General features: G+C 64.0%; 27 protein-coding genes and 2 tRNA genes. 10 read left to right on the top strand and 19 right to left on the bottom strand.

Annotated features, from left to right (window positions below; all coding sequences use genetic code 11):
* Positions 1–55 precede the first annotated feature (55 nt).
* The 4 genes from NGR_RS29005 to NGR_RS29020 all read right to left on the bottom strand — a co-directional run bounded on the left by NGR_RS29005 (position 56) and on the right by NGR_RS29020 (position 2,361).
* Positions 56–691, bottom strand: coding sequence for a trimeric intracellular cation channel family protein (locus tag NGR_RS29005; RefSeq protein ID WP_012710047.1), 636 nt, complete (start codon positions 689–691; stop codon positions 56–58).
* Positions 692–800: 109 nt separating this feature from the next.
* On the bottom strand, positions 801–1,586 hold the full coding sequence (locus NGR_RS29010; protein WP_012710048.1) for a YdcF family protein: 786 nt from the start codon (positions 1,584–1,586) through the stop codon (positions 801–803).
* A gap of 112 nt (positions 1,587–1,698) precedes the next feature.
* A tRNA-Ala gene (locus NGR_RS29015) sits at positions 1,699–1,774 on the bottom strand.
* A gap of 197 nt (positions 1,775–1,971) precedes the next feature.
* A complete protein-coding gene (locus NGR_RS29020; RefSeq protein ID WP_012710049.1) occupies positions 1,972–2,361 on the bottom strand; it encodes a TIGR02300 family protein in 390 nt (129 codons plus the stop codon).
* A 301-nt stretch (positions 2,362–2,662) separates the two neighbouring features.
* Here NGR_RS29020 and aroA point away from each other — a divergent pair, with 301 nt between their 5' ends.
* Positions 2,663–4,009, top strand: a complete 1,347-nt coding sequence (gene aroA, locus NGR_RS29025; protein ID WP_012710050.1) for a 3-phosphoshikimate 1-carboxyvinyltransferase — start codon at positions 2,663–2,665, stop codon at positions 4,007–4,009.
* 295 nt (positions 4,010–4,304) lie between these two features.
* Here aroA and NGR_RS33290 read toward each other — a convergent pair whose 3' ends face one another.
* A complete protein-coding gene (locus NGR_RS33290) occupies positions 4,305–4,445 on the bottom strand; it encodes a hypothetical protein (RefSeq protein ID WP_240545178.1) in 141 nt (46 codons plus the stop codon).
* 362 nt (positions 4,446–4,807) lie between these two features.
* Here NGR_RS33290 and cmk point away from each other — a divergent pair, with 362 nt between their 5' ends.
* A complete protein-coding gene (gene cmk / locus NGR_RS29035) occupies positions 4,808–5,440 on the top strand; it encodes a (d)CMP kinase (RefSeq protein WP_012710052.1) in 633 nt (210 codons plus the stop codon).
* 164 nt (positions 5,441–5,604) lie between these two features.
* On the top strand, positions 5,605–7,311 hold the full coding sequence (gene rpsA, locus NGR_RS29040) for a 30S ribosomal protein S1 (RefSeq protein WP_012710053.1): 1,707 nt from the start codon (positions 5,605–5,607) through the stop codon (positions 7,309–7,311).
* Positions 7,312–7,549: 238 nt separating this feature from the next.
* Here rpsA and NGR_RS29045 read toward each other — a convergent pair whose 3' ends face one another.
* Both NGR_RS29045 and NGR_RS29050 read right to left on the bottom strand, forming a co-directional pair.
* Positions 7,550–8,932 (bottom strand): IS1380-like element ISRsp7 family transposase, encoded by a 1,383-nt coding sequence (locus NGR_RS29045; RefSeq protein ID WP_012706579.1) that lies wholly within the window; start codon positions 8,930–8,932, stop codon positions 7,550–7,552.
* A gap of 93 nt (positions 8,933–9,025) precedes the next feature.
* On the bottom strand, positions 9,026–10,585 hold the full coding sequence (locus NGR_RS29050) for a hypothetical protein (RefSeq protein ID WP_012710054.1): 1,560 nt from the start codon (positions 10,583–10,585) through the stop codon (positions 9,026–9,028).
* A gap of 316 nt (positions 10,586–10,901) precedes the next feature.
* Here NGR_RS29050 and NGR_RS29055 point away from each other — a divergent pair, with 316 nt between their 5' ends.
* A complete protein-coding gene (locus tag NGR_RS29055) occupies positions 10,902–11,231 on the top strand; it encodes a DUF6665 family protein (RefSeq protein ID WP_012710055.1) in 330 nt (109 codons plus the stop codon).
* A gap of 103 nt (positions 11,232–11,334) precedes the next feature.
* On the opposite strand, the gene NGR_RS29060 is transcribed toward NGR_RS29055, so the two are convergent.
* Complete coding sequence (locus NGR_RS29060; RefSeq protein ID WP_012710056.1) at positions 11,335–11,763, bottom strand: hypothetical protein; 429 nt, start codon at positions 11,761–11,763, stop codon at positions 11,335–11,337.
* A 337-nt stretch (positions 11,764–12,100) separates the two neighbouring features.
* Here NGR_RS29060 and NGR_RS29065 point away from each other — a divergent pair.
* Positions 12,101–12,185, top strand: a tRNA-Leu gene (locus NGR_RS29065).
* Positions 12,186–12,264: 79 nt separating this feature from the next.
* Here the strand turns inward: NGR_RS29065 and NGR_RS29070 are convergent.
* The 3 genes from NGR_RS29070 to NGR_RS29080 all read right to left on the bottom strand — a co-directional run bounded on the left by NGR_RS29070 (position 12,265) and on the right by NGR_RS29080 (position 15,705).
* The gene (locus tag NGR_RS29070) at positions 12,265–14,211 is read right to left on the bottom strand and encodes an adenylate/guanylate cyclase domain-containing protein (protein ID WP_012710057.1); all 1,947 of its coding nucleotides are present in this window, start codon (positions 14,209–14,211) and stop codon (positions 12,265–12,267) included.
* A gap of 92 nt (positions 14,212–14,303) precedes the next feature.
* Positions 14,304–15,335, bottom strand: coding sequence for a hydroxyacid dehydrogenase (locus tag NGR_RS29075; protein ID WP_012710058.1), 1,032 nt, complete (start codon positions 15,333–15,335; stop codon positions 14,304–14,306).
* A gap of 40 nt (positions 15,336–15,375) precedes the next feature.
* Positions 15,376–15,705, bottom strand: a complete 330-nt coding sequence (locus NGR_RS29080; protein WP_012710059.1) for a hypothetical protein — start codon at positions 15,703–15,705, stop codon at positions 15,376–15,378.
* 209 nt (positions 15,706–15,914) lie between these two features.
* Between NGR_RS29080 and NGR_RS29085 the strand changes: the two genes are divergently transcribed.
* Positions 15,915–16,541, top strand: coding sequence for a ribonuclease D (locus NGR_RS29085; RefSeq protein WP_012710060.1), 627 nt, complete (start codon positions 15,915–15,917; stop codon positions 16,539–16,541).
* Positions 16,542–16,842: 301 nt separating this feature from the next.
* On the opposite strand, the gene NGR_RS29090 is transcribed toward NGR_RS29085, so the two are convergent.
* The gene (locus NGR_RS29090) at positions 16,843–17,187 is read right to left on the bottom strand and encodes a YqaA family protein (protein WP_012710061.1); all 345 of its coding nucleotides are present in this window, start codon (positions 17,185–17,187) and stop codon (positions 16,843–16,845) included.
* Between the two features lie 85 nt (positions 17,188–17,272).
* Positions 17,273–17,554: a SelT/SelW/SelH family protein gene (locus tag NGR_RS29095; RefSeq protein WP_012710062.1), complete on the bottom strand. Its 282-nt coding sequence runs from the start codon at positions 17,552–17,554 to the stop codon at positions 17,273–17,275.
* A gap of 179 nt (positions 17,555–17,733) precedes the next feature.
* Between NGR_RS29095 and NGR_RS29100 the strand changes: the two genes are divergently transcribed.
* The 4 genes from NGR_RS29100 to NGR_RS29115 all read left to right on the top strand — a co-directional run bounded on the left by NGR_RS29100 (position 17,734) and on the right by NGR_RS29115 (position 19,874).
* The gene (locus NGR_RS29100) at positions 17,734–18,174 is read left to right on the top strand and encodes a DoxX family protein (protein WP_012710063.1); all 441 of its coding nucleotides are present in this window, start codon (positions 17,734–17,736) and stop codon (positions 18,172–18,174) included.
* A 128-nt stretch (positions 18,175–18,302) separates the two neighbouring features.
* Complete coding sequence (locus NGR_RS29105; RefSeq protein WP_012710064.1) at positions 18,303–18,794, top strand: GFA family protein; 492 nt, start codon at positions 18,303–18,305, stop codon at positions 18,792–18,794.
* Between the two features lie 20 nt (positions 18,795–18,814).
* Positions 18,815–19,342: a sugar O-acetyltransferase gene (locus tag NGR_RS29110; RefSeq protein WP_432654035.1), complete on the top strand. Its 528-nt coding sequence runs from the start codon at positions 18,815–18,817 to the stop codon at positions 19,340–19,342.
* A 25-nt stretch (positions 19,343–19,367) separates the two neighbouring features.
* Entirely contained in the window at positions 19,368–19,874 is a 507-nt protein-coding gene (locus NGR_RS29115; RefSeq protein WP_012710066.1) for a GNAT family N-acetyltransferase, read from the top strand.
* Positions 19,875–19,949: 75 nt separating this feature from the next.
* Here the strand turns inward: NGR_RS29115 and NGR_RS29120 are convergent, their stop codons facing one another.
* The 6 genes from NGR_RS29120 to NGR_RS29145 all read right to left on the bottom strand — a co-directional run bounded on the left by NGR_RS29120 (position 19,950) and on the right by NGR_RS29145 (position 24,403).
* Positions 19,950–20,234 (bottom strand): GIY-YIG nuclease family protein, encoded by a 285-nt coding sequence (locus NGR_RS29120; protein ID WP_012710067.1) that lies wholly within the window; start codon positions 20,232–20,234, stop codon positions 19,950–19,952.
* A gap of 128 nt (positions 20,235–20,362) precedes the next feature.
* Positions 20,363–20,644 (bottom strand): hypothetical protein, encoded by a 282-nt coding sequence (locus NGR_RS33880; protein ID WP_012710068.1) that lies wholly within the window; start codon positions 20,642–20,644, stop codon positions 20,363–20,365.
* A gap of 18 nt (positions 20,645–20,662) precedes the next feature.
* The gene (locus tag NGR_RS29130; RefSeq protein WP_012710069.1) at positions 20,663–20,962 is read right to left on the bottom strand and encodes a CcdB family protein; all 300 of its coding nucleotides are present in this window, start codon (positions 20,960–20,962) and stop codon (positions 20,663–20,665) included.
* A complete protein-coding gene (locus NGR_RS29135; protein WP_012710070.1) occupies positions 20,962–21,195 on the bottom strand; it encodes a type II toxin-antitoxin system CcdA family antitoxin in 234 nt (77 codons plus the stop codon). The genes NGR_RS29130 and NGR_RS29135 overlap by 1 nt, the downstream gene beginning before the upstream one ends.
* Positions 21,196–21,252: 57 nt before the next feature.
* Positions 21,253–23,088 carry a translation elongation factor 4 gene (lepA, locus tag NGR_RS29140; protein WP_012710071.1) on the bottom strand — a complete coding sequence of 612 codons (1,836 nt, stop codon included), beginning with the start codon at positions 23,086–23,088 and terminating at the stop codon, positions 21,253–21,255.
* 73 nt (positions 23,089–23,161) lie between these two features.
* Positions 23,162–24,403 carry an MFS transporter gene (locus NGR_RS29145; protein ID WP_012710072.1) on the bottom strand — a complete coding sequence of 414 codons (1,242 nt, stop codon included), beginning with the start codon at positions 24,401–24,403 and terminating at the stop codon, positions 23,162–23,164.
* Between the last annotated feature and the right edge of the window lie 90 nt (positions 24,404–24,493).

Genomic DNA, 24,493 nt, shown 5'->3' on the forward strand with positions numbered 1-24,493 from the left:
GCCGTGCGTCTGCTCTGACGCCCAAAGGAAAATGCTGCAGCACTTGATGCAGCAGCTACATCACCTCGTCCGGATCGCGGCCCGGACCCGCCTTGCCGGTCGGCAGCGTCCAGCCATATCGAAGTGCCCCGCCGCGCACCGCAAAGGCAGCAGCCACACCAAGCGCCGAACTCGCAACGAGCGGCAGGCCGATGAGCGCCGCCACGACGAAGGCACCGGCACCGACCATTGCGGCGGTGACGTAGATTTCCGGCCGGAGCAGCACCGAGGGTTCGCCGGCCAGGAGATCGCGCAGGATGCCGCCGAAGGTCGCGGTCAGCATGCCGGTGACGATCGCGACCGTCGGCGAGCCGGTCGCCGCCAGCCCCTTGGCCGCGCCCATCACGCAATAGGCCGAAAGCCCGACCGCATCGAGCCAGACGAGCAGCCGGTACCGCGATTCGAAGCGGTGCGAGGTCAGGAACACAAGAAGCCCGACCGCGGCGCACACGAGCACATAGGCCGGGTTCAGCACCCAGAAAACCGGCGTCGCACCCAGGATCACGTCGCGCATCGTCCCGCCGCCGATACCGGTGACGGAGGCGAGGAACAGGTAGCCGATGATGTCGAGCTGCTTGCGCGAGGCCGAAAGCGCGCCGGTCGCGGCGAACACGGCGATACCGCCATAGTCGAGAATTTCAAGAATCGGCATGTATGCTCCGGTGCAACTGCGTGGATCCGGGATCGACGCTCTAGGCGATCTTTAGCGCAACGCCGCGATTAAGTCAGGGGGCAGGCGGATGAGGGGCGTCACCGGTACCTTACGGCAGCAGCGTCTGCGTCCGGCCGAGCAGATAGTAGGCGAGAAGCCCGGTCCATTCCTTTGCGGCGGTCGTCGCCAGTTGCGCGTTGAGCGAGGGCTGGCTGAAATCGAAGCCAAGCCGCACCTTGCCGCTCGTCCGGTAGTCCGCCGGCCAGGGAACGACCGCGATGCCGTTGGCGCGGAAGAGGCCGACGGAGCGCGGCATATGATAGGCCGAGGTGACCAGCGCGCAGCGTTCAAGGCCGTTCGCTGCCAGCAGATCCTTGGTGTAGCGCGCGTTCTCGAAGGTCGTGCGAGAATCTTCCTCGCGGATCACCCGATCGGCGCCAATCCCGAACGCGTTGAAGAAGCCCTGCGAGGCGCGCGCATCGCCCTCATAGGCGCCGCTGATCGAGCCGTCGCCGCCCGAAACGAGAATGCGCGCCGCCGGATAGGCTTTGGCGAGCCGCACCGCCTCGACGAAGCGATCCGCCGCCTGGTTGAATTCCATGCCGCCGCGGCTCGCGATCACCACATTCTCGAAGGCGCCGCCGAGCACGATGATGCAGGCGATTTCCGCCGGCGGTGGCGAGGGGCGGGGAAACCGGTCCTCGAGCATCTGCAGGAAATAGGGACCGGTGGTGGTGAAGAGGCTGAGGAACAGGACGATCAGGCCAAGCGAGGCGAAGACGCCGCCGCTGCGGTGGAAACGGGCGAGTATGAGCAGCATGCCGACCAGGATGCTGAAGAAGGCTAAGGACAGTGGCTGGGCGATGAGCCAGAAGATCTTCGAGGCGAGGAACATGCAGATTGCTCTTCGGCTCGCTTGGTTAAAATTTTGTGAACTCCATCGTCAACGGCGAGTAGCGTGACGCGAGATCGCTCAATATCGTATCGCATGGAGTGTGGAGAGATTTTGGTGGAGCTAAGCGGGATCGAACCGCTGACCTCTTGCATGCCATGCAAGCGCTCTCCCAGCTGAGCTATAGCCCCATCAAGGGTCCGGCGGTGCCGGTTCCGGGAAACCGTCGGGCGTTGTGTCCGGCGAGTGGCGGCTTATTACTTCTGCTTTTGGCAGATGGCAAGCCGAAAATTGAGGGCCGGGGCGATTTTATTTTCTCTTCCGGCCGTCCGCCCGGCCGCCGCATGGTCTGGCGGCCGAAGCGGCTTTTATCTGTCTTTTGAAAGTCTTAGACGTCTTCGTCTTCGTCCGAGACGCCGATGAGGTCGCTCATGTCGTCGTCATCGTCCTCGTCGTCGGCCTCGAGGAAGGTGTCGTCGTCGTCGCCGTCGATCTCGACGTCGTCATCGCCGAGATCCGGCAGGTCGTCGCCGCCCGATGCCTCGTCGTCGGCGTCCTCGAGCGAAACGAGTTCGACCTCGGTATTCTCTGCATCGACTTCCTTGACGTCTTCCTCTTCCTCCTTCTCGAGCACCTTGGCGACGGAGCTCTCCTCGAAGAAGGACAGCGGATAGGACTTGCCGGTATAGGGGGAGACGATCGGTTCACGGTTCAGATCGTAGAATTTGCGCCCCGTTTCCGGGTCGATGCGCTTTGTTCCAAGTTCCGGTTTTGCCACAGTCAAAGCCTCTTGAATGGCCGGGCGAACCGGCTCTTGCCGGTCAAGCCGGCGGGTGGAAAGGTATCAAGCTGATGATGATGATTAGCCGGTCCCCATAATCGTCTTGCCGTCGTCTGTCAAAGACAAACTTCCGCGGCAAACCTCGCGGTCGGCCGAGGCGCATTTTCTTCCTGGGGGAGGATGACCCCTTTTGCGCTTTATGTTACGGAGCCCGCAACACTGGCGGCCCCTCGTTCCATGCCCAAGCAGGGCTTGATCCTTGCGCCGCCGCCGAGCCGGATTGTCAGAGGTAAACATCATGTCCCATGGCCTGAGCCCGCGGCCCGCCACCGCAAAGAAGTCCGCCGATCTCAAGGGCACGGTCCGCATTCCCGGCGACAAGTCGATCTCGCACCGCTCCTTCATGTTCGGCGGCCTTGCCTCCGGCGAGACGCGCATCACCGGTCTTCTCGAGGGGGAGGACGTCATCAACACCGGCAAGGCGATGCAGGCGATGGGCGCCAAGATCCGCAAGGAGGGCGACACCTGGATCATCAACGGCGTCGGCAACGGCGCGCTGCTGGCGCCCGAAGCACCGCTCGATTTCGGCAATGCCGGCACCGGCTGCCGGCTGACCATGGGTCTGGTCGGCGTCTACGATTTCGATTCCACCTTCATCGGCGATGCCTCGCTGACCAAGAGGCCGATGGGCCGCGTGCTCGATCCACTGCGCGAGATGGGCGTCCAGGTGAAGTCGGCCGAAGGCGACCGGCTGCCGGTGACGCTGCGCGGGCCGAAGACGCCGAACCCGATCACCTATCGCGTGCCGATGGCATCCGCCCAGGTGAAATCCGCCGTGCTGCTCGCCGGCCTCAACACGCCCGGCATCACCACCGTCATCGAGCCGGTGATGACCCGCGACCACACGGAAAAGATGCTGCAGGGCTTCGGCGCCAATCTGAGCGTTGAAACCGATACCGCAGGCGTCCGCACCATCCGCCTCGAAGGCCGCGGCAAGTTGACGGGCCAGGTGATCGACGTCCCGGGCGATCCGTCCTCCACCGCCTTCCCGCTGGTCGCGGCGCTGCTCGTGCCGGGATCCGACGTCACCATTCTCAACGTGCTGATGAACCCGACCCGCACCGGCCTGATCCTGACGCTGCAGGAAATGGGCGCCAATATCGAAGTCATGAACCCGCGCCTCGCCGGCGGCGAGGACGTCGCCGACCTCCGCGTCCGCTATTCGGAGCTGAAGGGCGTCACCGTGCCGGAAGAGCGCGCCCCGTCGATGATCGACGAGTATCCGGTGCTCGCGGTCGCGGCCGCCTTTGCCGAAGGTGCGACCGTGATGAACGGCCTCGACGAACTGCGCGTCAAGGAGTCCGACCGCCTTTCGGCCGTCGCCGACGGCCTCAAGCTCAACGGCGTCGATTGCGACGAGGGCGAAGCCTCGCTGGTCGTGCGCGGCCGCCCCGGCGGCAAGGGCCTCGGCAATGCTGCGGGCGGCCAGGTGAAGACCCATCTCGACCACCGCATCGCCATGAGCTTCCTCGTCCTGGGCCTCGCCTCCGAGCACCCCGTGACCGTCGACGACGCGACGATGATCGCCACGAGTTTCCCGGAATTCATGGACCTGATGACGGGGCTCGGCGCGACGATCGAGTGAAGAACCTATTAGGTGATCTGCAGGGCTCGCACGCACCGAAAGTCGAATTGGTAGCTACCGGACGACGGACGTGCCGCAAGCACCGGTGGAGGCGGCCTTCTGACAGCCTCGCTTATGAGCCGTCGCCCGAGAGCGACGGCTCTTGCGTTACTGCGTGCCACCCGATGGGGCTTGCTGCGTGCCCTGTCCGCCTGCGGGAGCGGGTTGTGTGGTTTGTCCGCCTTCGGGCGCCTGTTGTGTTGTCTGCCCATCAGCCGGCGTTTCGATGGTCGGTGCGTTGACATTCACGTCGGTGTCACCCTCCGCCACCAGCACCGTCGAACAGGTCGCCACCAAAGAGGAACAAGGCGCCGACGACAAGCAGAACTAGAACTATAGCGACGGCCCAGCCGCCGCCACTACCAGTATTCACAACCGTTGGACCTCTATCAGCCATTTAATTTCTCCTTATTCTTCACGCTGTGGCAAAACTCATAGGAATGATTTAGGTTCCACCAAGAACAAGGACCGCAAATCGCAGTGAGATGAGCCTTTGGATGGGTTTGAAAACCGCAGTTAAAGAGCTCGACGCAAAATAATGTTGGTGTTCTTCAACCGGATGGAAGAATTCTCCCATAGTTTGCCCGCTGTGCAGGTTGAATGTCGCATCGGATGGTGCCTTGGTGATCCGCGCCTGACCCGCGGGCAGGTGCCCCAATCCGCAACAGGCTGGCCGGCGAACGGTAAATTATCGGATGATCGTGGATTCTCCGCCGATTCTGATCTAACAGGCCCGGAGAAAAGACCGCAGGACCAAATATGATCATCATCGCCATCGACGGGCCCGCAGCCGCCGGCAAGGGGACGCTTTCGCGCCGGATTGCCGAGGAATACGGCTTCCACCATCTCGACACCGGGCTTACCTATCGCGCCACGGCGAAGGCGCTTCTCGATGCCGGGTTGCCGCTCGATGACGAGGCGGTGGCCGAGACGATGGCGCGCGAGGTCGAGCTTGCCGGGCTGGACCGCTCGGTGCTCTCGGCGCATGCGATCGGCGAGGCGGCCTCGAAGATTGCCGTGATGCCGGCGGTGCGCCGGGCGCTGGTCGAGGCGCAGCGCGGCTTTTCGCTGAAGGAGCCGGGCACCGTGCTCGACGGCCGCGACATCGGCACCGTCGTCTGCCCGGATGCGACGGTGAAGCTCTATGTCACGGCCTCGCCGGAAGTCCGCGCCAAGCGCCGCTATGACGAGATCATCGCCGTCGGCGGGAGGGCCGATTACGCGGCGATCTTCGAGGACGTGAAGCAGCGCGACGAGCGCGACATGGGCCGCGCCGACAGCCCGCTGAAGCCCGCCGAGGATGCGCACTTGCTCGACACGTCCGAAATGGGTATAGAGGCCGCATTCCAGGCGGCGAAGACCCTGATCGACGCTGCCCTGAAGACGATTTGAGGGAAGGTTTTTTCGGCCCATGGTCGGATGTGTCTTCCTCTAAAAGCCTGAAATTCCGTCCATGCGCCGGATTGCCCTTGAAGAGGGCGGACTGGGTTCAGGCCTGTTCAACACCAGCCCCCGGCGCATATGCGTCTCCGGCAGGAGATGCAGCAGGAGATTATATGTCTGCAACCACCCCCACCCGTGATGATTTCGCAGCACTTCTCGAAGAGTCCTTCGCCAAGACGGACCTCGCCGAAGGCTATGTCGCCAAGGGCGTCATCACGGCCATCGAAAAGGACGTCGCCATCGTCGACGTCGGTCTGAAGGTCGAAGGCCGCGTTCCGCTCAAGGAATTCGGCGCCAAGGCCAAGGACGGCTCGCTCAAGGTCGGCGACGAAGTCGAAGTCTATGTCGAGCGTATCGAAAACGCGCTCGGCGAAGCGGTTCTGTCGCGCGAGAAGGCTCGCCGCGAAGAGAGCTGGATGCGCCTGGAAGTGAAGTTCGAAGCCGGCGAACGCGTCGAAGGCATCATCTTCAACCAGGTCAAGGGCGGCTTCACCGTCGATCTCGACGGCGCCGTGGCCTTCCTGCCGCGTTCGCAGGTCGACATCCGTCCGATCCGCGACGTCACGCCGCTGATGCACAACCCGCAGCCCTTCGAAATCCTCAAGATGGACAAGCGCCGTGGCAACATCGTCGTTTCGCGCCGCACGGTTCTCGAAGAGTCGCGCGCCGAGCAGCGTTCTGAAATCGTTCAGAACCTCGAGGAAGGCCAGGTTGTCGAGGGCGTCGTCAAGAACATCACCGACTACGGTGCGTTCGTCGACCTCGGCGGCATCGACGGCCTGCTGCACGTCACCGACATGGCATGGCGCCGCGTCAACCATCCGTCGGAGATCCTGAGCATCGGCCAGCAGGTCAAGGTTCAGATCATCCGCATCAACCAGGAAACCCACCGCATCTCGCTCGGCATGAAGCAGCTCGAGTCCGATCCGTGGGATGGCATCGGTGCGAAGTATCCGGTCGGCAAGAAGATCACCGGTACGGTCACGAACATCACCGACTACGGTGCGTTCGTCGAGCTGGAGCCGGGCATCGAAGGCCTGATCCACATCTCCGAAATGTCCTGGACCAAGAAGAACGTCCATCCCGGCAAGATCCTGTCCACCAGCCAGGAAGTCGACGTGGTCGTTCTCGAAGTCGATCCGACCAAGCGCCGCATCTCGCTCGGCCTCAAGCAGACGCTCGAGAACCCGTGGCAGGCATTCGCGCATGGCCACCCGGCTGGCACCGAAGTCGAAGGCGAAGTCAAGAACAAGACCGAGTTCGGCCTGTTCATCGGCCTCGACGGCGATGTCGACGGCATGGTTCACCTCTCCGACCTCGACTGGAACCGTCCGGGCGAGCAGGTCATCGAGGAATTCAACAAGGGCGATGTCGTCCGTGCTGTCGTTCTCGATGTGGACGTCGAGAAGGAGCGTATCTCGCTCGGCATCAAGCAGCTCGGCAAGGATGCGGTCGGTGAAGCTGCCGCTTCCGGCGAACTGCGCAAGAACGCCGTCGTTTCGGCTGAAGTCATCGGCGTCAACGATGGCGGCATCGAAGTGAAGCTCGTCAACCACGAGGACATCACCTCGTTCATCCGCCGCGCCGACCTGTCGCGCGACCGTGACGAACAGCGTCCGGAGCGTTTCTCGATCGGTCAGGTTGTCGACGCCCGCGTCACCAACTTCTCCAAGAAGGATCGCAAGATCCAGCTGTCGATCAAGGCCCTGGAAATCGCGGAAGAGAAGGAAGCCGTCGCTCAGTTCGGCTCGTCCGACTCGGGTGCCTCGCTCGGCGACATCCTGGGTGCAGCGCTGAAGAACCGCCAGACCAACGAGTAATCGTTGTCAGGCCTGAAATGATGAGCCCGCGGACAGCGATCTCCGCGGGCTTTTTTGTGGGCTAGTCTAGCCCGCTTCTCTCACCGCCTTTAGCGCCGGTGGCGCAACTCGGCCCGCCGGGACGCCTGTTTGGCGCTCCGGCTTCGAAGACGAACGGAGTCGGCGCCACTGTGAGCGGCGGGTCTGGGTTCGGCGATGTCTCCTGTTCTGGTTGCGGAAGGGTTTCAGGCCGGCGGCATCAGCGGGCCGCGGCACGTATTCGGGCGTGTGCCAGTGCAAATTCGTCGGCATAGGGACAGGCGGATGCCATCGCGATTTTGATGCGACGCACCGAGACGCGGACCTGGGCGCCGATCTTTAACAGCTTCAGCCGGATGGTGCCGCAGGTCGCCTCGGCGAGCCGCGTATGGGCAAGGCCAAGGCGGCGCAGGGCGCAGATCAGCACGTAGGCCAACGAGGCGAACCAGAGGCGCAGTTGATTGGCGTGCATGGTGTGGGCGCTGGTGCGGTCGGCGTAGAGATCGAGCTGGCATTCTTTGATGCGGTTCTCCATGTCACCGCGGGCGCAGTAGAGATCCTCGTAAAGCGTCTGTGCCGCCCAGCGCTCTGACTTAAGGGAGGTGACGATGAAGCGCGGATTGGCGCCCAGCAGCGTCCATTCCGCTTTTCCAACGACCCGCCGTCGTCGTGTCCAGCTGTCCTTGGTCGACCACAGGAAGTCGCGGAAGACGCGGGTCGCCTGGGCGCTTGCCTGGGATAACAGGCTTGCTTCCTCCATGGCCGGCGCGATTTGCCTTTCCAGCCGCGGGTTGCGAGCAAGGCCAAAGACATAGTCGACCTTGTTGGTCTCGCACCAGTCCATCAGTTCGTCGCGGGCGAAGCCGGAATCGGCGCGCAGGATGATGCGCACGTTTGGCCAGCTTTGGCGGATCTGCCCGATGATACGATCGATTTCGGCGACCGAGCCTGCGCTGGCGTCGATGTTCGAACGCCGTAGCTTGGCCGAAAGCAGGTGGCGGCCGCAGAAGATGTACAGCGGCAGATAGCAATAGCAGTTGTAATAGCCGTGAAAGAACCGACCCTCCTGGTGACCGTGCAGCGGATCATCGGTGGCGTCGAGATCGAGCACGATTTCCTCAGGCGGGCTGTCGTGCGCGTCCAGGAACAGCTCGATGAACAGCGCTTCCAGCGCTTGCCTGTCGTAAGCGATCTTGTGATAGCGCGTCGGCTGGCCGAGACGGCCGTGCTCCAGCCGGTTCAAGGTGGATTTGCCGGCAAGCACCGCACAGTCTTGCCGCTTCGGCGTCAGCCGCTCCGACAGAAGCGCGAGCACCGGGTCGTGGCGCAGCCTGTCGTGGTCATCGACATCCTCGTAGCCCAGCGCGATCGCCGCAACGCGCTGCCCGACCAGCGTGCGCACGCTGTGGACCGTGCACGTCGGATCGCGGTCATCAACGAAGCAAGCGGCCACCCGGTCGAACAGTCCGATGACCCCATCGACATGGCGAAGCAGCAGGGCGCCGGCATCCGAGGTGATCGCTCCGCCGTCGAAACCAGCTACCACTTTGTGACCGTCGAAGCCTTCAAATTCGAGCTGCTCGGCGATACAGTGTGTTTGCATCGGACCCCCTCAACGAATCTGATAACCCTTTGTAGCAAAAGAAGTTTCTCAGATTCGCGGGCCCGATGCACCTCTTACTTTGAGATATTCAGGCTAGCCCAGGTCTCCGAGTTTTGTGTAGAGGTCGTGGGCTTCGCTCGCCTCCGGATCGGCCGCATCGTCGCCGTCGTTTTCGGGATCCTGCTCCTTTTTCTCGTCTTCCCGATCCTCTCCCTCGGCGCCTTCGCCGTCATCGCCGGGGTAACGGTCTGTCCTGCCGTCCCCGTCATCAGCATCCTCCTGCGCCGGCGGATAGGGCACCATCGCGAAGGGAATGATCTCCGGGAGGCCGCTCTCGACGAGGAGGGCGATTGCCTGTTTTATGGTGACGTCCTCGCCAGCCGGCGCTTGCCTTTGGGCGGCAGGCGAGCCGCCCGAGGCAGTCTCCGTTTCTTCCGCGACGGTCGGTCCGGCGATGGGGTCGGCGCTCGCCTCGGCATTGTCCGGTGCGGAGCCGTCCGGCAAGCGGTCTAGCCGTTCAGGCGCCGACCGCGTCGGCGCGGGTCCTCGTTCGCCGCCTCCGGGCACCGACGGGCGACGATTGTCCGCTGCTATCTCTGGCAGATCGAGGCTGGCCTGGAGCAGCGCCTCGACCGCATCCGCGAGGGGGTACTCCGGCAAGGTTTTCGCTGGCGCCGAAGCCTGGGCCGGCTGGCGTGCATCGCTCCCTTTGGGGCGCGATGGCCCATAGGTTCCATCCGCCTCGAATCCGTCGATGTCGCCTTGCCCAGTGGCTTCCGCCGCGCCGGATGTCTGGTCCGGCTTTTCGTGCGGGGCCTCTGCCAACGGTCGGGGGACCTCCGCTTCATCGGCTTCGGCAAGAGCTGGCAGGGCTTCATCTCCTGCGGCAGTTGCTATGGCACTCTCTGAATTCTCCGCCAATGCCGACTGCGTCGCCTCCGCCGTCTGGACCCCTTCCTCCGCGAGCCTGTCCGAAACCGCCGCAAGATCGCTGTTGCCGGCTGGTGATTGCCCGTACCGCGCAGTCGGGGGCTGTCCCCGTTCGGGCGCCGCCTGGGTCGGCTGGCCGGATTCGGCCGCTTGCTGCGTCTCTTCAGGAGCGAGCTCGGCGGCCGTCCCGTCGTCATCCGCGCCGTAGGTCTTCTTCAGCATCGCCTGCAGCAGCGCCGGGTCGCGCGATGGGAGCGCCTGGGGCGCAGCAGCTTGCTGGGGCGTTGGCAGTTGCAGCGGCAGGTTTCGAATTCCGGCGGCGAGCAACGGTGTCGTGGGGTTCCCAAATCCTGCCGACGGCCCGCTTTGCGTCAGGGCTGCCAGCCGTCGCGCCAGGCCGCCTCCGCCAAGCTGTCTTTCGATCACCAGTCGTTCCGGCAGCGGCAAGGCCTCCACCACCTCGACCAGACGCCGAACGAAGGCGCGGCCGCCTTCCTGCGGCAGCGGCGGAAACTTGAGGATGCGGGCCAGATCCTCGATGATCCGCACCAGCGCGTCGCGCGGCAGAACCTCCTTGCCGGAAAGATGGCGCCCGAGCATGTCGAGCAGCTTCTGGATCGCTTCGGCGCGCTGGCCGGTAGGCGGCGGGACTCGTCGAATCGCTTGGACGATGTCGTCGCCGGGCGTAGTTGCGTTCCTGATCGTGCCAATCGGTATCGGCATCCTCGTCTCCAATTGCGTGCGTCGGCGCCATGTGGAGCCGCGCTCGCCATCGAACGTTTCTGCTGGAGGGCGCCTCATGCGCGTAGCGGCCGATGGGCCGGGCCCGCCGCGGCCTGACCGCCGGCATGGGACTTGGGCATGATCACCAAGAATAGGGTAAAGAAGTTTATGAAGTCTTAACCATGACCGCAGCGGCAGCAACACGGGAGCGCGTTTTCCGCGGCCTCATGCACCCGATCATGCGTTCGATGCTTCGACCTTGCGGTAAGGCCGCTGCGAGTTCATCCTGTCGAAGCTAGCCTCGATGGAGCTGCCGATGACATTCCGTCCGCCGCAATCGCTCAGCCGTTTCGATACCGGAAGCGGCGTCAACGTCCTCGAATACGAGCTCATGGCCGAGCGTGCCGATGCCTTGGGGCGGCACGGCCTCAAGGTCGAGAAAGCAATCGCTGCTCTCAACGGCTTCGACCGGGAGCGGAACCGGCCGGAGGAACGCCAGCGGCTTCTCGACGACGCCGCCGACGCCGTCTGGGCCTTTCTCATCCAGCGCGAAATCTGCGGCCTGCGCGACAGCCGCGACGCGGTGCGCCGCTACGGCATTCCCAACGAGGTCATGGCGCGGCTCGGGATCGTCAGAAAACGATAATGCGCACTTTCCGCCGCGGGACGCGGCAGTCTGCTCGCGTCGCGTCTTCAAGCATCAGGGAGGCCCGGCGGACGCCGCAGCCGCGCCTCGTTCGAGCGAGCCCTTACCAGCCGTATCTGTAGTACCGATGGCCGTAGTAAGGCCGATGGTAGCGATACGGAGCGCCGTAGTACCGGTTCGGATAGTAACCGGGGTAGTAGCCCGGGCCGTAGTAGCGCGTGCCGTAGTAATACCGGTTCCCGTAATAGTAGCGGCCCGGATAGTATCCGACGCCCGGCCCGAAATAGAAGCTGATGCCGGCCCGTCGGTAGCCGGGATAGTAGCCCGGCCAGCCACCGTAATAGCCGCCGCGCCAGCGCGGATAGTAGCCCCGGCCATAATATCCACGGTGGGTTACGCTTTGGACGCCCGCGGGCGCCTTGATCTCTATGTCGAGCGCCGGACGCGGCATGGCCTGGACAGGCGCGACAGGGGGGATCATGGAGGCGGCCGCCAGCACGCAGCTCATAACGAAATTCCGAAATCCCGTCATTGTCTCCTCACTTTCCGAAGACGTGCTTCCGCTGTGTCCCCTACTTCATAGACATTTGTTTTGATTGGTTTATTCCATGACGCCGGGGCGCGCGCACGCGTACTCAGGCGCCGGATTTCCGCGCCGCTCAGCCGTCGATGAAAGCATGCGCCTCTCCGGGCCTCATGTCACTGAAATTCTTATCCATCTTTACGAGGCCAGGACCCCCAGGTCTGCTCCGCAGGAGGTGGGACAGGACGGCCCGGCGCCGCTTCCGGCCCCTTTTTCACGTCCGGGCGTGAAAACTTCAAAATGCCTGTTGACACTTCGCCCCCGGCCTTTTACATGCCGGTCCGTCGCCCAGATGGCGGAATTGGTAGACGCGCAGGTTTCAGGTACCTGTGCCGCGAGGCGTGGAGGTTCGAGTCCTCTTCTGGGCACCATTTCCCATTAGAAATGCAGAAAAAGCCCGGTTTTTCCGGGCTTTTTGCGTTTTCAGGATCTGTGATCGGCGGGGGCGCCTTAGGCCGCCGTCCCGGCCTGCTGCTCGGCGATCGCGGCGGCTGACAGAACCTCGAAGATCTCGAGCGCGCTGGCCCGCCCCTTTGCCTGGGCGAAGCCGAGCGGGCGGAAGGCGATGGTGTCGCCGCATTGCGCCACGACGGCGCCGCTCGCCAGGATGGTCGTGCCGTAGTCCTTGTTCATGCCCTCGAGCCGCGAGGCGACGTTCACCGTGTCACCCATGGCGGTATATTGCAGGCGTTCCTTGGCGCCGACGCTGCCGACCACGGCCGGGCCGGTATGGATGCCGATACGGGTGCGAAACTCCGGCAGTCCTTTCTCCCGCTGTGTCGCGTTGAAGGCGTCGAGCCGGACTTCGACGGCCAGCGCGCAGCGGCAGGCGTGTTCGGCATGGCGTGGGTCGGCGACGGGCGCGTTCCACATGGCAAAGACCGAGTCGCCGAGAAACTGGATGATCGTGCCGTCATGGGCGGCGACCACCTCGCTGAAAATGTCGAAATAGTCAGACAGCATCGCCACCACCGCCTCCGGCGAATGGTGCTCGCTGATGGTGGTGAAGTCGTAGATGTCGGTGAACAGCGCCGTCACCTCCTGGCGCCAGCCGGAGCGGCCGGTGAACTGCCCGGATTCGATGCCCTTGCGGACCAGTTCGCGCGGCACATAGAGCGCGAAGGTGAAGATCGCGTCGCGGGCCTTGTTCATCGCGCTGTTGAGCGTCGAGATTTCCGTCACATGCGAGGGCACGTCGATCGGCGTGGTGAAATCGAGATCCTGCAGCCGGTTGGCGCTGGCGGTGAGCTGGTTGAGGGACTTGGTGATCAGATGCGCGAGCACCAGCGAACAGAGAACGGCAAGCACCACCACCGAACCCGAGATGGCGAGGCTCTGGACGAGCGTCTCGTTGGCGGCCGCCATCAACTCGTCGAGCGGCGCCGCGACGACCACCCGGTGTCCAGACAGAAGCTGCGCCGATTCGAGCGGCGTCACCATGGCGAGATAGGTGCGGTCGCCGACGTCGACGAAGCTCGCCTTGCCGGGTGCCGGCGGGTCGCGCCGAATGCTGTCGACGAGCGGGTCGGCCTCGGGCACGGCCACCGGCGCGGTGCTGTCCTTGGTCGCGAGGATGCGCCTCATCGCCGTCGGATCGGAATGCATGATCGGCCTTCCGACTGCATCGAGAATCAGGGAGACGGAGTCGCGCGTCAGCCGTTCGCGGGACAGGAAGTCGGTGATCGTGTCCAGGACAACATCGGCGCCGATGACGATCTTCGGGTTGCCGCGATGGGCCTGCGAGATGGTCATGCCGAGCTTGGCGGTCGTTGCCGTCTCGTAGGGGCCGGTCGCCATTGGCGCCTTGCCGTTGACGGCCGCACGATACCAGGGCCGGATCCGCGGGTCATAACCGGCCGGAGCCACCCGGCGTTCGGCGAACTGCAGGCCGCTCGCGTCGAGGAAGAGGACGCGGTCAAACGGCTTTCCCTGGTCGTCCCGTTCCATCGAGCGCACCGCAAGCGTCGCCCCTCGCGGCGCGTCGAGCGCCATCCGCCAGGCGGACGACCTCAAATCGACCACATGGAAGAAGGCGCCGCTCGGATAGGCGACGTAGACGCCGTCGATATGCGGCGAGCGGATGATCCCTTCGCGCAGCAGTGCCACCTTGTCGTTCATGCGCTCCGGCGGCGGCACCAGAAAGGCGTTGGCGACCGATGCGACGAGGCCGACCAGCGCCGATGTATCGCCGGAAAGCACGCCGAGCCGACCGACGAGGCGGTCGACGAAGGCCCCCATATTCGCCTCGGCATCCTCGATCGCCGCATTGCGGGCACGGCGGTAGTCGAGCCCCACCAGAGTGGCGGACACCACGATCAGCACGGCGACCATGACGAGGCTCAGCAGCGACCGGAGCGTCCAGGTCTCAAGACGCTTGTTCTCGTCAGAGCCGCGCATGTCCGTGCCCCTATGCGGATTGGCTGAAAGATTCTTGCAGTATCGGGTGGGTTTGCATAGGGCTGTTTATTGCCGTTGTCAGCAGGCCGCCCTCAATTGACGCTGACCGGCCGCGATCGCATCCGCGCCACCGTCTCGCGTTCGGCCCGCTTGCAGCGCATCGGCGGCAGGTCGCGGTCCATCAACTCCATGTCGTCGAGCACCATCTCGCCCATCTTCTTGAACGCCGAATCGAGCGCGCCGGCGCGGTGCGCCGACCGCAGGAAGCCGGGAAGCAGCCGGACCGGATGGTCGAGCGGCAGCGGCTCCTCGGGGAAGACATCGCTCGCCGCCACGATCCGGCCCGCTTCGACCGCGGCGATCAGCGCGTCGAAATCGACGACGCCGGCGCGGCTCAAAAGGATGAAGGCCGCTCCTGGCCGCATCCTGGCGAAGGCGTCGGCACCGAGAAAGCCCTCGTTCTCGCTGGTGACCGCAGCGACGACGAAGACGAAGTCGCTGCTTGTCAGCACCGTCTCGAGCGAGGCCGGCTCGACCCCGGCGTCGGTGAGAATGGAGCCGGGCAGCCAGGGATCGTAGACGCGGACCCTGGCGCGGAAGCCGGAAAGCACGCGGTTCAACGCCTTGCCAAGTTCGCCGAAGCCGATGATGCCGATCTCGGAACCGGAGAGGAGCCGCGCCGAACGGTTGCCTTCGCCGCCCCAGAGCTCGCGTCCGTCGCGGAAGGCAACGTCGGCATCGACGATGCCGCGGGCGAGATTGAGCGCCATGGCGAGACCCATCTCCGCGACCGGCTCGGCAAAGACCTGCCCGGTCGTCACCACGTGGATGCCGCGGTGGAAAAGCACCTCGTAGGGCATGTTGTTGAGGAGGTTGCTTTCGACATTGAGGATGGCGCGCAGCCGCGGCATGCGAGCGAGCGTCCGCTCATCGAGCGGCGGCTGGCCGATGATGTAGCGGACCTCGGCGAGCGTCGCGTCGTCGAGCCCGGCGATGTTTTCCGGGTCAGCTTCGACGACGCGATACCGCCTGTTGAGGGCGTCCAGCGCTTGCCGGCTGAAGATCAGCTCGAGGGTGCGGGGCGCCGGCGCGCTGATGACAAGCGGTCGGTTCGTCTCGGACATGTTTTTCTCCGTTCTTTTAGCCGGCAAAGCCTCGCTGCACTCAGTAGTTCAAACCCCGCTTCTGCCGTTCGAGCGACGGCGGCAGCTGGCCGCTCTGGAAGACCGGGCCGTCGCCCTTGCGGCATCGGTAGATGGTGTCATAGCGGGGCCGGCCATGGGAGGGCTCGAAGGGTCCATAGCGGTCGATGAAGACCTGTTCGCAGACCGTGCTCTCGCCATCCTGCAGCGGGTTCAGCGGCCGCACGCCGGGAAGGTCGCGGAAGCTCTGCGCGAAATTGAGGGGCACCTCGTCGGCAAGCCCGGCTTTGGCCGAGAGGCTCAGCATGAAGGCGGTCAGGGAAAACGACAGCGCGGAACGGAACGAGGTCATGCCAGTGAAACTTTCGGGAGGACGGCGGAAAGCGCCGGCGTTGTGACACGGTATCGCGGCCGACAAACTTGCGCTATAGGCCTGCTACGCTCTACAGCGCCGCGCGTCCGGTCAGGCACGCTGAGGCCGCTGTAGCACTTTGAAACGCTGCATGATCTTGCCTTGAATCCGATCCAGGGAATCATGCAGCAACGATCTGGGGATTCTCGATGGCGAATACAATACGGTTCCACGAAGGTGACATTTCCGCGGCCGACGCGGCCCGCTATGCCGGCGCGATCGCCATCGATACGGAAACGCTCGGCCTCGTTCCCCGCCGCGACCGTCTCTGCGTCGTGCAGCTCTCGCCGGGCGACGGCACCGCCGACGTGATCCGCATCGCCGCCGGCCAGAAAGAGGCGCCGAACCTCGTCCGGATGCTTGCCGATCCGGCCCGCCAGAAGATTTTTCATTTCGGTCGCTTCGACATCGCGGTGCTGTTCCACACCTTTGGCGTGACCTCTACGCCGGTGTTCTGCACCAAGATCGCCTCGCGGCTGACCCGCACCTATACGGACCGGCACGGGCTCAAGGACAATCTCAAGGAACTGCTCGACGTCGACATTTCGAAGCAGCAGCAGTCCTCCGACTGGGCGGCCGATATCCTCTCGCCGGCGCAGCTCGAATACGCCGCCTCGGACGTGCTGCACCTGCATGCGCTGCGCGACAAGCTGACGGCGCGCCTCATCCGCGACGGCCGCATGGAGCACGCCGACGCCTGCTTCGCCTTCCTGCCGACGCGCGCCAAGCTCGACCTGCTCGGCTGGGAGGAGACGGATATTTTCGCGCATAGCTGAGGGTAGCGTTCTCGCTTCCGGGGACGGCGACCTCGCGCACTGTTGTCCTTGGCTTACTCCGATCCTCGATTCAACCCCACTCCGGCGTCATCCTCGGGCTTGACCCGAGGATCCATGCGCAATCCAAAAACGCTTGAAAATAGATCACGCCGGCTCGGATAAATGCCAACACCGATGCTTGTGATTGGATCCTCGGGTCAAGCCCGAGGATGACTCGTTGAGAGGGCATCAGGGCGGCCAGAGACATAAGTCCCACGCACGAACCTCTGGAATGGCCCCAAGAGAACTCCCACTCATCTCTTCACGGCATGAGCCACAGCAGCGCGGCATAACGCGCCGCCTTGCCGATCGTCACATACACAAGGAACGCGCCAAGCGGCGTGCGGAGCAGTCCGGCGGCTAGCGTCAGCGGGTCGCCGACGATCGGCAGCCAGGAGAACAGCAGCACCGGCCGGCCGTAGCGCGCGAAGATCGTCTCGGCCTTTTGCCGCGCCTGGCGCGAGACCGGAAACCAGCGCCGGTCTTCGAAGCGGATGGCGAAGCGGCCGAGCGCGAAATTGACGAGTGCGCCGAGCACATTGCCGGCAGTGGCTGCGAGAAACAGCGCCGTCCGACTCGTTTCGGCCGAAAGGGCAGCGGCAACCACCGCCGCCTCCGACAGGCCGAAGAGCAGGGTCGCGGAGAGAAAGGCGGCGCCGAAGACGCCGGCGAGGAGAGGGAAATCCAGGGCTTCAAGTCCTGTCGACGTGGCCGAGATCGCGCTCCGGCGCGATCACGTCGCGGATCCGCTGCTTCAATTCCTTCGGTCCCGGGAAGCCGCCGTCGCGCTTGCGCTCCCAAATGAGCTCGTCATCGACGCGGATCTCGAAATTGCCGCCGGTGCCGGGAATCAGCGCCACCTCGCCGAGCGAATCGGCGAAGGTCGAGAGCAGCTCCTGCGCCATCCAGCCGGCGCGCAGCAGCCAGTTGCACTGGGTGCAGTAGAGGATCGTGACGCGCGGCTTCTCGCTCATTTGACATGTCCTGTTTTCGGCAAACATAGCCTTCCGGCGTCGGTGGAACAACCGGCCCTTCACCGGCTCTTCACATAAATGTCAACTTGAACAATCATGTTTTTATCGCGCGGTCCTTGTTTTCAAACGGATGTCCGGCAAGAGACTTTTGCATTGCAACACTCTGCGAGAGGGAATCCATGACCACTGCCACCCCGCGCGCCATCCTGCCGGCGCTCGAGAAGATCTACCTGCCGCTCGACACCTTCGCCGAGACACTGCTGCGCGTGCTCGCCGGCGCGCTGCTCGTCACCCATGGTTACGGCAAGATCCTCGATCCCTTCGGTGCCGTCGGCATGGTGGAAGGGCTCGGTTTCTATCCGGGCGTCTTCTGGTCGCCGCTGCTTTCGGCCACCGAATTCTTCGGCGGCATCTTCATCGCCATCGGCTTCCTGACCCGGCCCGCCGCGTTCGCGGCCACCATCGTGCTGCTCGTCACCGTCTATTTCCACGGCATCGTCCAGGGCCAGGGCCTCGGCGGCGCCGAGAAGTCGATCCTCTGGGCGGCAATCACCTTGTTCTTCGCCATCCGCGGCGCCAACGGCCAGTCGGTCGACGCCAAGCTCGGCAAGCAGTTCTGATAGTCTCGCCGGAGGTGCGGCCCCGCCGTGCCTCCGGCCCCCGGCTGCGGCCCCGCCACCATTCTTCTGCACTTGCGCAACAGTTCCACCCATGGTCATCTCCGGCAAGAAGAGTCCGAGGAGGAGCCATGCGTGAAGCGATCGAAGGCGGCTGTTTCTGCGGCCGCATCCGCTATCGGCTGAAGCGCCCGCCGATGTTCGTCCATTGCTGCCATTGCCGCGACTGCCAGCGTCAGGTCGGCAGCGCCTTCGCGATCAACGGCCTCGTCGAGGCGGAAAACCTCGAAATTTTGACGGGAGAGCCGGTCATGGTCGCGCTGTCGACCGACAGCGGCCGCCCGCACGACGTCTATCGCTGCGCCGATTGCCAGTCGTCTCTCTGGAGCGACTATGGCCGGCGCAAGTGGCTTGCCTTTCTGCGTCTGGCGACCCTCGACCGGCCGTCGGAGTTCACGCCGGACGTGCATATCTACACGCGCTCGAAACTCGATTGGGTGTTGCTGCCGGAGGGCGCCAGGGCCTTCGAGGCCTATTACGACGTTCAGGCGGAATGGCCCCAGGAGAGCCGCGATCGCCTCATCGAGGCCCGCGCCAAGGCAAAGGGGCAGGCGCGACCGTGACCAAAAGCGAGCGCGACAAGATGGCGGCCGGCGAATGGTACCGGTGCCTCGATCCGGAACTAGACGCCCTGCGCGATCGTGCGCGCAAGGCGGTGCATCAGCACAACACCTTGCCGCCGGATGAGCGCGGCGCCATCGCCCCGGCGCTTAAGGCGCTGTTCGCCGCCGTCGCAGCGGATTGTTTCGTCGAGGCACCGTTCCATTGCGCCTACGGCATGAACATCACGCTCGGCGCCGGCGTCTACCTGAATGCCGGCTGCACCATTCTCGACTGCGCCCCGGTCGTCATCGGCGATGGCTCGATGCTGGGCCCCGGCGTGCACATTTACTGCGCCGAACACCACAAGGATGTGGCGCTCCGCCGCGCCGGCTTGGAGATCGACCGACCGGTGACGATCGGCAAGGACGTCTGGATCGGCGGCGGGGCGATCATCTTGCCCGGTGTGACGATCGGCGACGGGGCGATCGTCGGGGCAGGGGCGGTGGTGACGAAGGACGTGGCGGCGGGTGTGACAGTGGTGGGGAACCCGGCGCGAGTTGTTCGTTGAACCGGAAGAGGATGGAAGAGAGTCGATGACCGCAGCAATGATCAGGGTCCGCCCGGCACGGGCCGAGGACGTGCCGGCGCTCTGCGCCTTCCTGAACGAGATCATACGGATCGGCGGCACCACCGCCCATGAAACCCCGTTTACCGACGAGAGCTTCGTCAGCCATTTTCTGGCCGGGCCGGGCTTCGTCAGTTGCTTCGTCGCGGAGGATGGCTCGGGTCAGCCCTGCGCCTTCCAGGGCCTGGAGCGCTCGGGCGGCCTGCCTGAAGATTGGGCGGACATCGGCACCTTCGCCCGGCCGCATGCAAAACGACCGGGTTCCGGCACGGCGCTGTTCGCCGCCACCAAAGCGCATGCCCGCGACGCCGGCCTCACGGCGATCAACGCCACGATCCGCGCCGACAACATCGCCGGCCTCGCCTATTACAGCAAGATGGGCTTTACCGACTACAAGGTCGACAAGGCGGTGCCGCTGAAGGATGGGCTTTCGGTCGATCGGATTTCGAAGCGGTATTGGCTCGGGGAAGCTTGAGGCCAGCACGCCCTCCAGCACCTCCCTCTCCCGGTTGTCATCCTCGGGCTTGACCCGAGGATCCACGTGCAAGCCTCACCAGAGTTCGAAATACAGGTCGCGCCAGTCCGGATTCATTGTCTCTATCAATTCGACCTTCCACAGTCGGTACCATCGTTTGAGCGACTTCTCGCGCTGTATGGCGGTGCCGATCTGCAGATGCTCCTCGTACCAGACGAGTCGGTTGCAGCCGTATTTCGATGCAAAACCCAGTGTCAGGCCCTCCCTGTGTTCGAAGATGCGGCTCTCGAGGTTTGACGTCACGCCAATGTAGAGCGTTCCGCGCTTCTGATTCGTGACGATATAGACGTATCCGGCCATGCCGACGATGGTGATCGTGTATGGATCCTCGGGTCAAGCCCGAGGATGACGGGGGAGGGGGCGTCTTTGATCTGCGGCGCTATTTAAATTATGCCGCAAACGCCTTTTGGCCAACGCCGTGCCGGCCACTACTCGAGGTTGCGGCGATCGAAGTTTGAGGTCACCTCAATGTAGAGCGTTCCGCGCTTCTGATTTGTGACGATGTAGACGCATCCGGCCATGCCGACGCATGGTGCTTGCGCATGGATCCTCGGGTCAAGCCCGAGGATGACGGAGGAGGGGCGAACTTGGCCGCTCATCGTGGATGAGCGATTCGCCGCAACGAAGGGGTACTTCGCGAATGCGTCCGTGTCGCAACGGGAAGCGGCGCCTCCCCACTCGTCATCCTCGGGCTTGACCCGAGGATCCATGCGCAGGCACCTTTGCGCTCAAAAGCCCCGGAATGCGAAACCCGTGGCGGCGACTATTTTATCGTGCTGGTTTGACAGATCACCGATCAACGCGCCGAGGTCGCTGACCGAAATGGCAGCCATGAGATGGATAGCCACGACGTACGCTTCGCCGTTGATCATTACCCGCGGGTTGAGGCCGGCCATGACGTGGGCAATGTCCGGCGCCGGGATGAGAGGCGCGACGATCCTGGTCTTCAGGGCATCGAACAGGTCGGCCTGAATATCGACCACCAATGTTTCGCTTTGCTTCAGGCGGTAGACGTGAAAGCGCGCCATCAGAACTGCCGCAGCTTGGCCAGCGGCAGTCCACGTTTTTCGACAAAGTCATTGGCGTCGACGATCGACTTGGCATTCTCGACGCGCCAAAGCCGTTCCTGTTCTGCCCTGACAGCCTGAGCGATGCCCTCTTCTGCCGCCCGCGAAACATTGATCTTCAGGTCGCGCGCCTGCGAAAGCAGATCGCCATCAAGCGAGAGATTGGTCGGGCGCCTTGCAATCGATCGTTTCATGTTCGCTTTCCACGAAGATGCGCACAGTATATGCGCATCCTCACAGGAAGAAAACAATCACTCGTCGCCCATCTTCAGCGCGGCGATGAACGCCTCCTGCGGGATCTCCACCTTGCCGAACTGGCGCATGCGCTTCTTGCCGGCCTTCTGCTTTTCCAGAAGCTTGCGCTTGCGGGTGGCGTCGCCGCCGTAGCACTTCGCCGTCACGTCCTTGCGCAGCGCCGAGATGGTTTCGCGGGCAATGACGTTGCCGCCGATCGCTGCCTGGATCGGGATCTTGAACATGTGCTTCGGGATCAGCTCCTTGAGCTTCTCGCACATTTCGCGGCCACGCTTTTCGGCCGCCATCCGGTGCACCATCATCGACAGCGCGTCGACCGGCTCGCCGTTGACGAGGATCGACATCTTCACAAGGTTGCCTTCCTTGTGATCGGTGATCTGGTAGTCGAACGAGGCATAGCCCTTGGAGATCGACTTCAGCCGGTCGTAGAAATCGAACACAACTTCGTTGAGCGGCAGGTCGTAGGTCAGCATCGCGCGGGTGCCGACATAGGTCAGCTCGATCTGGATGCCGCGTCGGTCCTGGCAGAGCTTGAGGATGCCGCCGAGATAGTCGTCGGGCGTCAGGATCGTCGCGCGGATCCACGGCTCGTGGATCTCGGAGATCTTGACGACGTCGGGCATGTCGGCCGGGTTGTGCAGCTCGCGCTCCGAGCCGTCGGTCATGAACAGCTTGTAGACGACCGAAGGCGCCGTTGCGATCAGGTCGAGGTCGAACTCGCGCTCCAGGCGCTCCTGGATGATTTCAAGGTGCAGGAGCCCGAGAAAGCCGCAGCGGAAGCCGAAGCCGAGTGCTGCAGACGATTCCATTTCGAACGAGAACGAGGCGTCGTTGAGGCGCAGCTTGCCCATCGCCGAGCGTAGGTCCTCGAAGTCGGCGGCATCGACCGGGAAGAGGCCGCAGAAGACCACCGGCTGCGCCGGCTTGAAGCCTGGCAGTGCCTTGTCGGTCGGACGCTTGTCTTCGGTGATGGTATCGCCGACGCGGGTATCGGCCACTTCCTTGATCGAGGCGGTGATGAAGCCGATCTCGCCAGGGCCGAGCGCATCCATGTTGACCATCTTCGGCGTCAGCACGCCGACCCGTTCGATCGTGTACTTGGCGTCGGTGCCCATCATGCGGATGGTCTGGCCCTTGGTCAGCACGCCGTCGATGACACGCACCAGAACCATGACGCCGAGATAGGTGTCGTACCAGCTGTCGACGAGCAGCGCCTTCAACGGCGCCTTCTCGCCGCCGGGGCTCTTCGGCGCCGGCAGCCTGTGAACGATCGCTTCCAGCACATCCGGAATGCCGAGGCCGGTCTTTGCCGAGATCAGCACCGCGTCGGAGGCGTCGATGCCGATCACCTCTTCGATCTGCTCCTTGATGCGGTCGGGTTCGGCCGCCGGCAGGTCGATCTTGTTGAGCACGGTGACGAGCTCGTGGTTGTTGTCGATCGCCTGGTAGACGTTGGCGAGCGTCTGGGCTTCGACGCCCTGGCTGGCATCGACGACGAGCAGCGAGCCCTCGCAGGCCGACAGCGAGCGCGAGACCTCGTAGGCGAAGTCGACGTGGCCGGGCGTGTCGATCAGATTCAGCACATAGGTGTCGCCGTCATTAGCCTTGTAGTGCAGCCGCACCGTCTGGGCCTTGATGGTGATGCCGCGCTCACGCTCGATGTCCATGCTGTCCAGCACCTGCTCGGACATCTCGCGCTCGGCAAGCCCGCCGGTCAGCTGGATCAGCCGGTCGGCCAGCGTCGATTTGCCGTGGTCGATATGCGCCACGATCGAGAAGTTGCGGATATGCGACAGGGGCGTCTTGGAAGATGGTGTGCTCATGGGGCGCATATAGCAGTGCGATCAGGCGGCGCAAAGCGGGAAATGAAGGCTTCGTTCACTATAAATCGGGCGGGGCGCGCGGCTATTCCGCTCTCGCTTTCGCCTCGGCGAGCGCGCCCGCGTTCGGCACCTGCGCGCTTTTGATTTCGAAGGTCTCGCAGAGCTGCGGGGGCACCCGTTCGCGCATGCGCAGGCGGATGAGCACGAAGGCCGCATAAAGGACCGCCACCGCCATCGTTGCGTAAATGAACAGCTCTGCGCCGAAGGCCGGCGTCAGCACCGTCACCAGCATCGGCACCAGCGTCGCCGCCGCCGACCAGGCGACGAGCATGGTGCTGGCGAGCGGCACGAAATCGGCCGGATCGGTGCGGTCGTTGGCATGCGCATTGGCGATCGAATAGACCGTTTCGACGGCGCCGGCGAAAAGCGCGAAGACGAGCATCAGCAGGAGAAGGCTGTCGAAGGAGACGACGAGGGCCGCGAGCCCCGCCGCCACGATCAGCGCGCAGGTGGCGACGAGAACGATGCGCCGGTCGATACGGTCCGAAAGCGATCCCATCGGAAACTGGATGACGAGCAGCCCGAACTGCATGACGAACATCAGCGTTGCCACGTCCTGCTGGCTGACTGCATTGGCAGCGGCATAGATCGGCGTGAAGCCCTGCACCAGCATCGACAGCCCGCCGGAGGCAAGCACGCCGACAAGGGCGACCGGGGAGCTGCGCCAGGCCATGGCAATATCGATGCTGACCTTGGCGGGCGCCGGCGGCGTCGGCAGGCGCGTCATCCCGATCGGCAGGATGGCGACCGCCGTGAAGAAGATCGTGATGATCGGCGCGAGATTGCCGTCGACGGGGATGCGGCCGAAAAGCCAGGCGCCGGCCCCGAGCCCGATCACATAGGCCATGTAGAAGAGTGCCATCGCCTTGCCGCGCCAATGGTTGTCGCTGGCGTGGTTCAGCCAGCTCTGGCTGATGATGAAGTTGGTGTTGGCGGCTGCCCCGTAGAGGGCGCGGGCGAAGATCCAGAGGGTGGGGTGGACACCGAGGCTGATCAGCACGGCAGCGAGGATGACCAGCGCCATCGAGCAGGAGAAGGCGCGCGCATGGCCGACGCGGCGGATCAGCGGACCGGCCAGCACACAGCCGATCAGGCCGCCGAAGGCGATCGCCGTGACCGCCGCGCCCGGAACCCAGTCCGGCGCCGCCGAGCGTGTCAGCACGAACGGGACATAGGCAAGCATCATGCCGTTGCCGATCGCAACAGCCGTCATCGAGGTGACGATGCTGGCAATCGACAAGAGCGACGAACGGCCGCCTTCCATGTGCCTCTCCTCCGCTGCTGTTTCTCCCGATGCAAAACCTACCGTGCCGCCGCGCGTCGCATTGTCGCCGGAGCGGCATGCGGCAAATTT

The organism is Sinorhizobium fredii NGR234, from assembly GCF_000018545.1.
GTDB lineage: Bacteria > Pseudomonadota > Alphaproteobacteria > Rhizobiales > Rhizobiaceae > Sinorhizobium > Sinorhizobium fredii_A.

Excerpts from the sequence above, each read along its gene's own strand:
- NGR_RS29110 (WP_432654035.1), top strand. The coding sequence starts at position 18,815 with ATGGCGGCCGGCGAATGGTACCGGTGCCTCGATCCGGAACTAGACGCC.
- NGR_RS29135 (WP_012710070.1), bottom strand. The coding sequence starts at position 21,195 with ATGAAACGATCGATTGCAAGGCGCCCGACCAATCTCTCGCTTGATGGC.
- NGR_RS29055 (WP_012710055.1), top strand. The coding sequence starts at position 10,902 with ATGACATTCCGTCCGCCGCAATCGCTCAGCCGTTTCGATACCGGAAGC.
- NGR_RS29010 (WP_012710048.1), bottom strand. The coding sequence starts at position 1,586 with ATGTTCCTCGCCTCGAAGATCTTCTGGCTCATCGCCCAGCCACTGTCC.
- NGR_RS33290 (WP_240545178.1), bottom strand. The coding sequence starts at position 4,445 with ATGGCTGATAGAGGTCCAACGGTTGTGAATACTGGTAGTGGCGGCGGC.
- NGR_RS29070 (WP_012710057.1), bottom strand. The coding sequence starts at position 14,211 with ATGCGCGGCTCTGACGAGAACAAGCGTCTTGAGACCTGGACGCTCCGG.
- NGR_RS29050 (WP_012710054.1), bottom strand. The coding sequence starts at position 10,585 with ATGCCGATACCGATTGGCACGATCAGGAACGCAACTACGCCCGGCGAC.
- NGR_RS29095 (WP_012710062.1), bottom strand. The coding sequence starts at position 17,554 with ATGAGCGAGAAGCCGCGCGTCACGATCCTCTACTGCACCCAGTGCAAC.
- NGR_RS29085 (WP_012710060.1), top strand. The coding sequence starts at position 15,915 with ATGGCGAATACAATACGGTTCCACGAAGGTGACATTTCCGCGGCCGAC.
- NGR_RS29080 (WP_012710059.1), bottom strand. The coding sequence starts at position 15,705 with ATGACCTCGTTCCGTTCCGCGCTGTCGTTTTCCCTGACCGCCTTCATG.
- NGR_RS29130 (WP_012710069.1), bottom strand. The coding sequence starts at position 20,962 with ATGGCGCGCTTTCACGTCTACCGCCTGAAGCAAAGCGAAACATTGGTG.
- NGR_RS29100 (WP_012710063.1), top strand. The coding sequence starts at position 17,734 with ATGACCACTGCCACCCCGCGCGCCATCCTGCCGGCGCTCGAGAAGATC.
- cmk (WP_012710052.1), top strand. The coding sequence starts at position 4,808 with ATGATCATCATCGCCATCGACGGGCCCGCAGCCGCCGGCAAGGGGACG.
- NGR_RS29060 (WP_012710056.1), bottom strand. The coding sequence starts at position 11,763 with ATGACGGGATTTCGGAATTTCGTTATGAGCTGCGTGCTGGCGGCCGCC.
- NGR_RS29120 (WP_012710067.1), bottom strand. The coding sequence starts at position 20,234 with ATGGCCGGATACGTCTATATCGTCACGAATCAGAAGCGCGGAACGCTC.
- lepA (WP_012710071.1), bottom strand. The coding sequence starts at position 23,088 with ATGCGCCCCATGAGCACACCATCTTCCAAGACGCCCCTGTCGCATATC.
- NGR_RS29075 (WP_012710058.1), bottom strand. The coding sequence starts at position 15,335 with ATGTCCGAGACGAACCGACCGCTTGTCATCAGCGCGCCGGCGCCCCGC.
- NGR_RS33880 (WP_012710068.1), bottom strand. The coding sequence starts at position 20,644 with ATGGATCCTCGGGTCAAGCCCGAGGATGACGAGTGGGGAGGCGCCGCT.
- NGR_RS29045 (WP_012706579.1), bottom strand. The coding sequence starts at position 8,932 with ATGCAAACACACTGTATCGCCGAGCAGCTCGAATTTGAAGGCTTCGAC.
- NGR_RS29105 (WP_012710064.1), top strand. The coding sequence starts at position 18,303 with ATGCGTGAAGCGATCGAAGGCGGCTGTTTCTGCGGCCGCATCCGCTAT.
- aroA (WP_012710050.1), top strand. The coding sequence starts at position 2,663 with ATGTCCCATGGCCTGAGCCCGCGGCCCGCCACCGCAAAGAAGTCCGCC.
- rpsA (WP_012710053.1), top strand. The coding sequence starts at position 5,605 with ATGTCTGCAACCACCCCCACCCGTGATGATTTCGCAGCACTTCTCGAA.
- NGR_RS29005 (WP_012710047.1), bottom strand. The coding sequence starts at position 691 with ATGCCGATTCTTGAAATTCTCGACTATGGCGGTATCGCCGTGTTCGCC.
- NGR_RS29115 (WP_012710066.1), top strand. The coding sequence starts at position 19,368 with ATGACCGCAGCAATGATCAGGGTCCGCCCGGCACGGGCCGAGGACGTG.
- NGR_RS29145 (WP_012710072.1), bottom strand. The coding sequence starts at position 24,403 with ATGGAAGGCGGCCGTTCGTCGCTCTTGTCGATTGCCAGCATCGTCACC.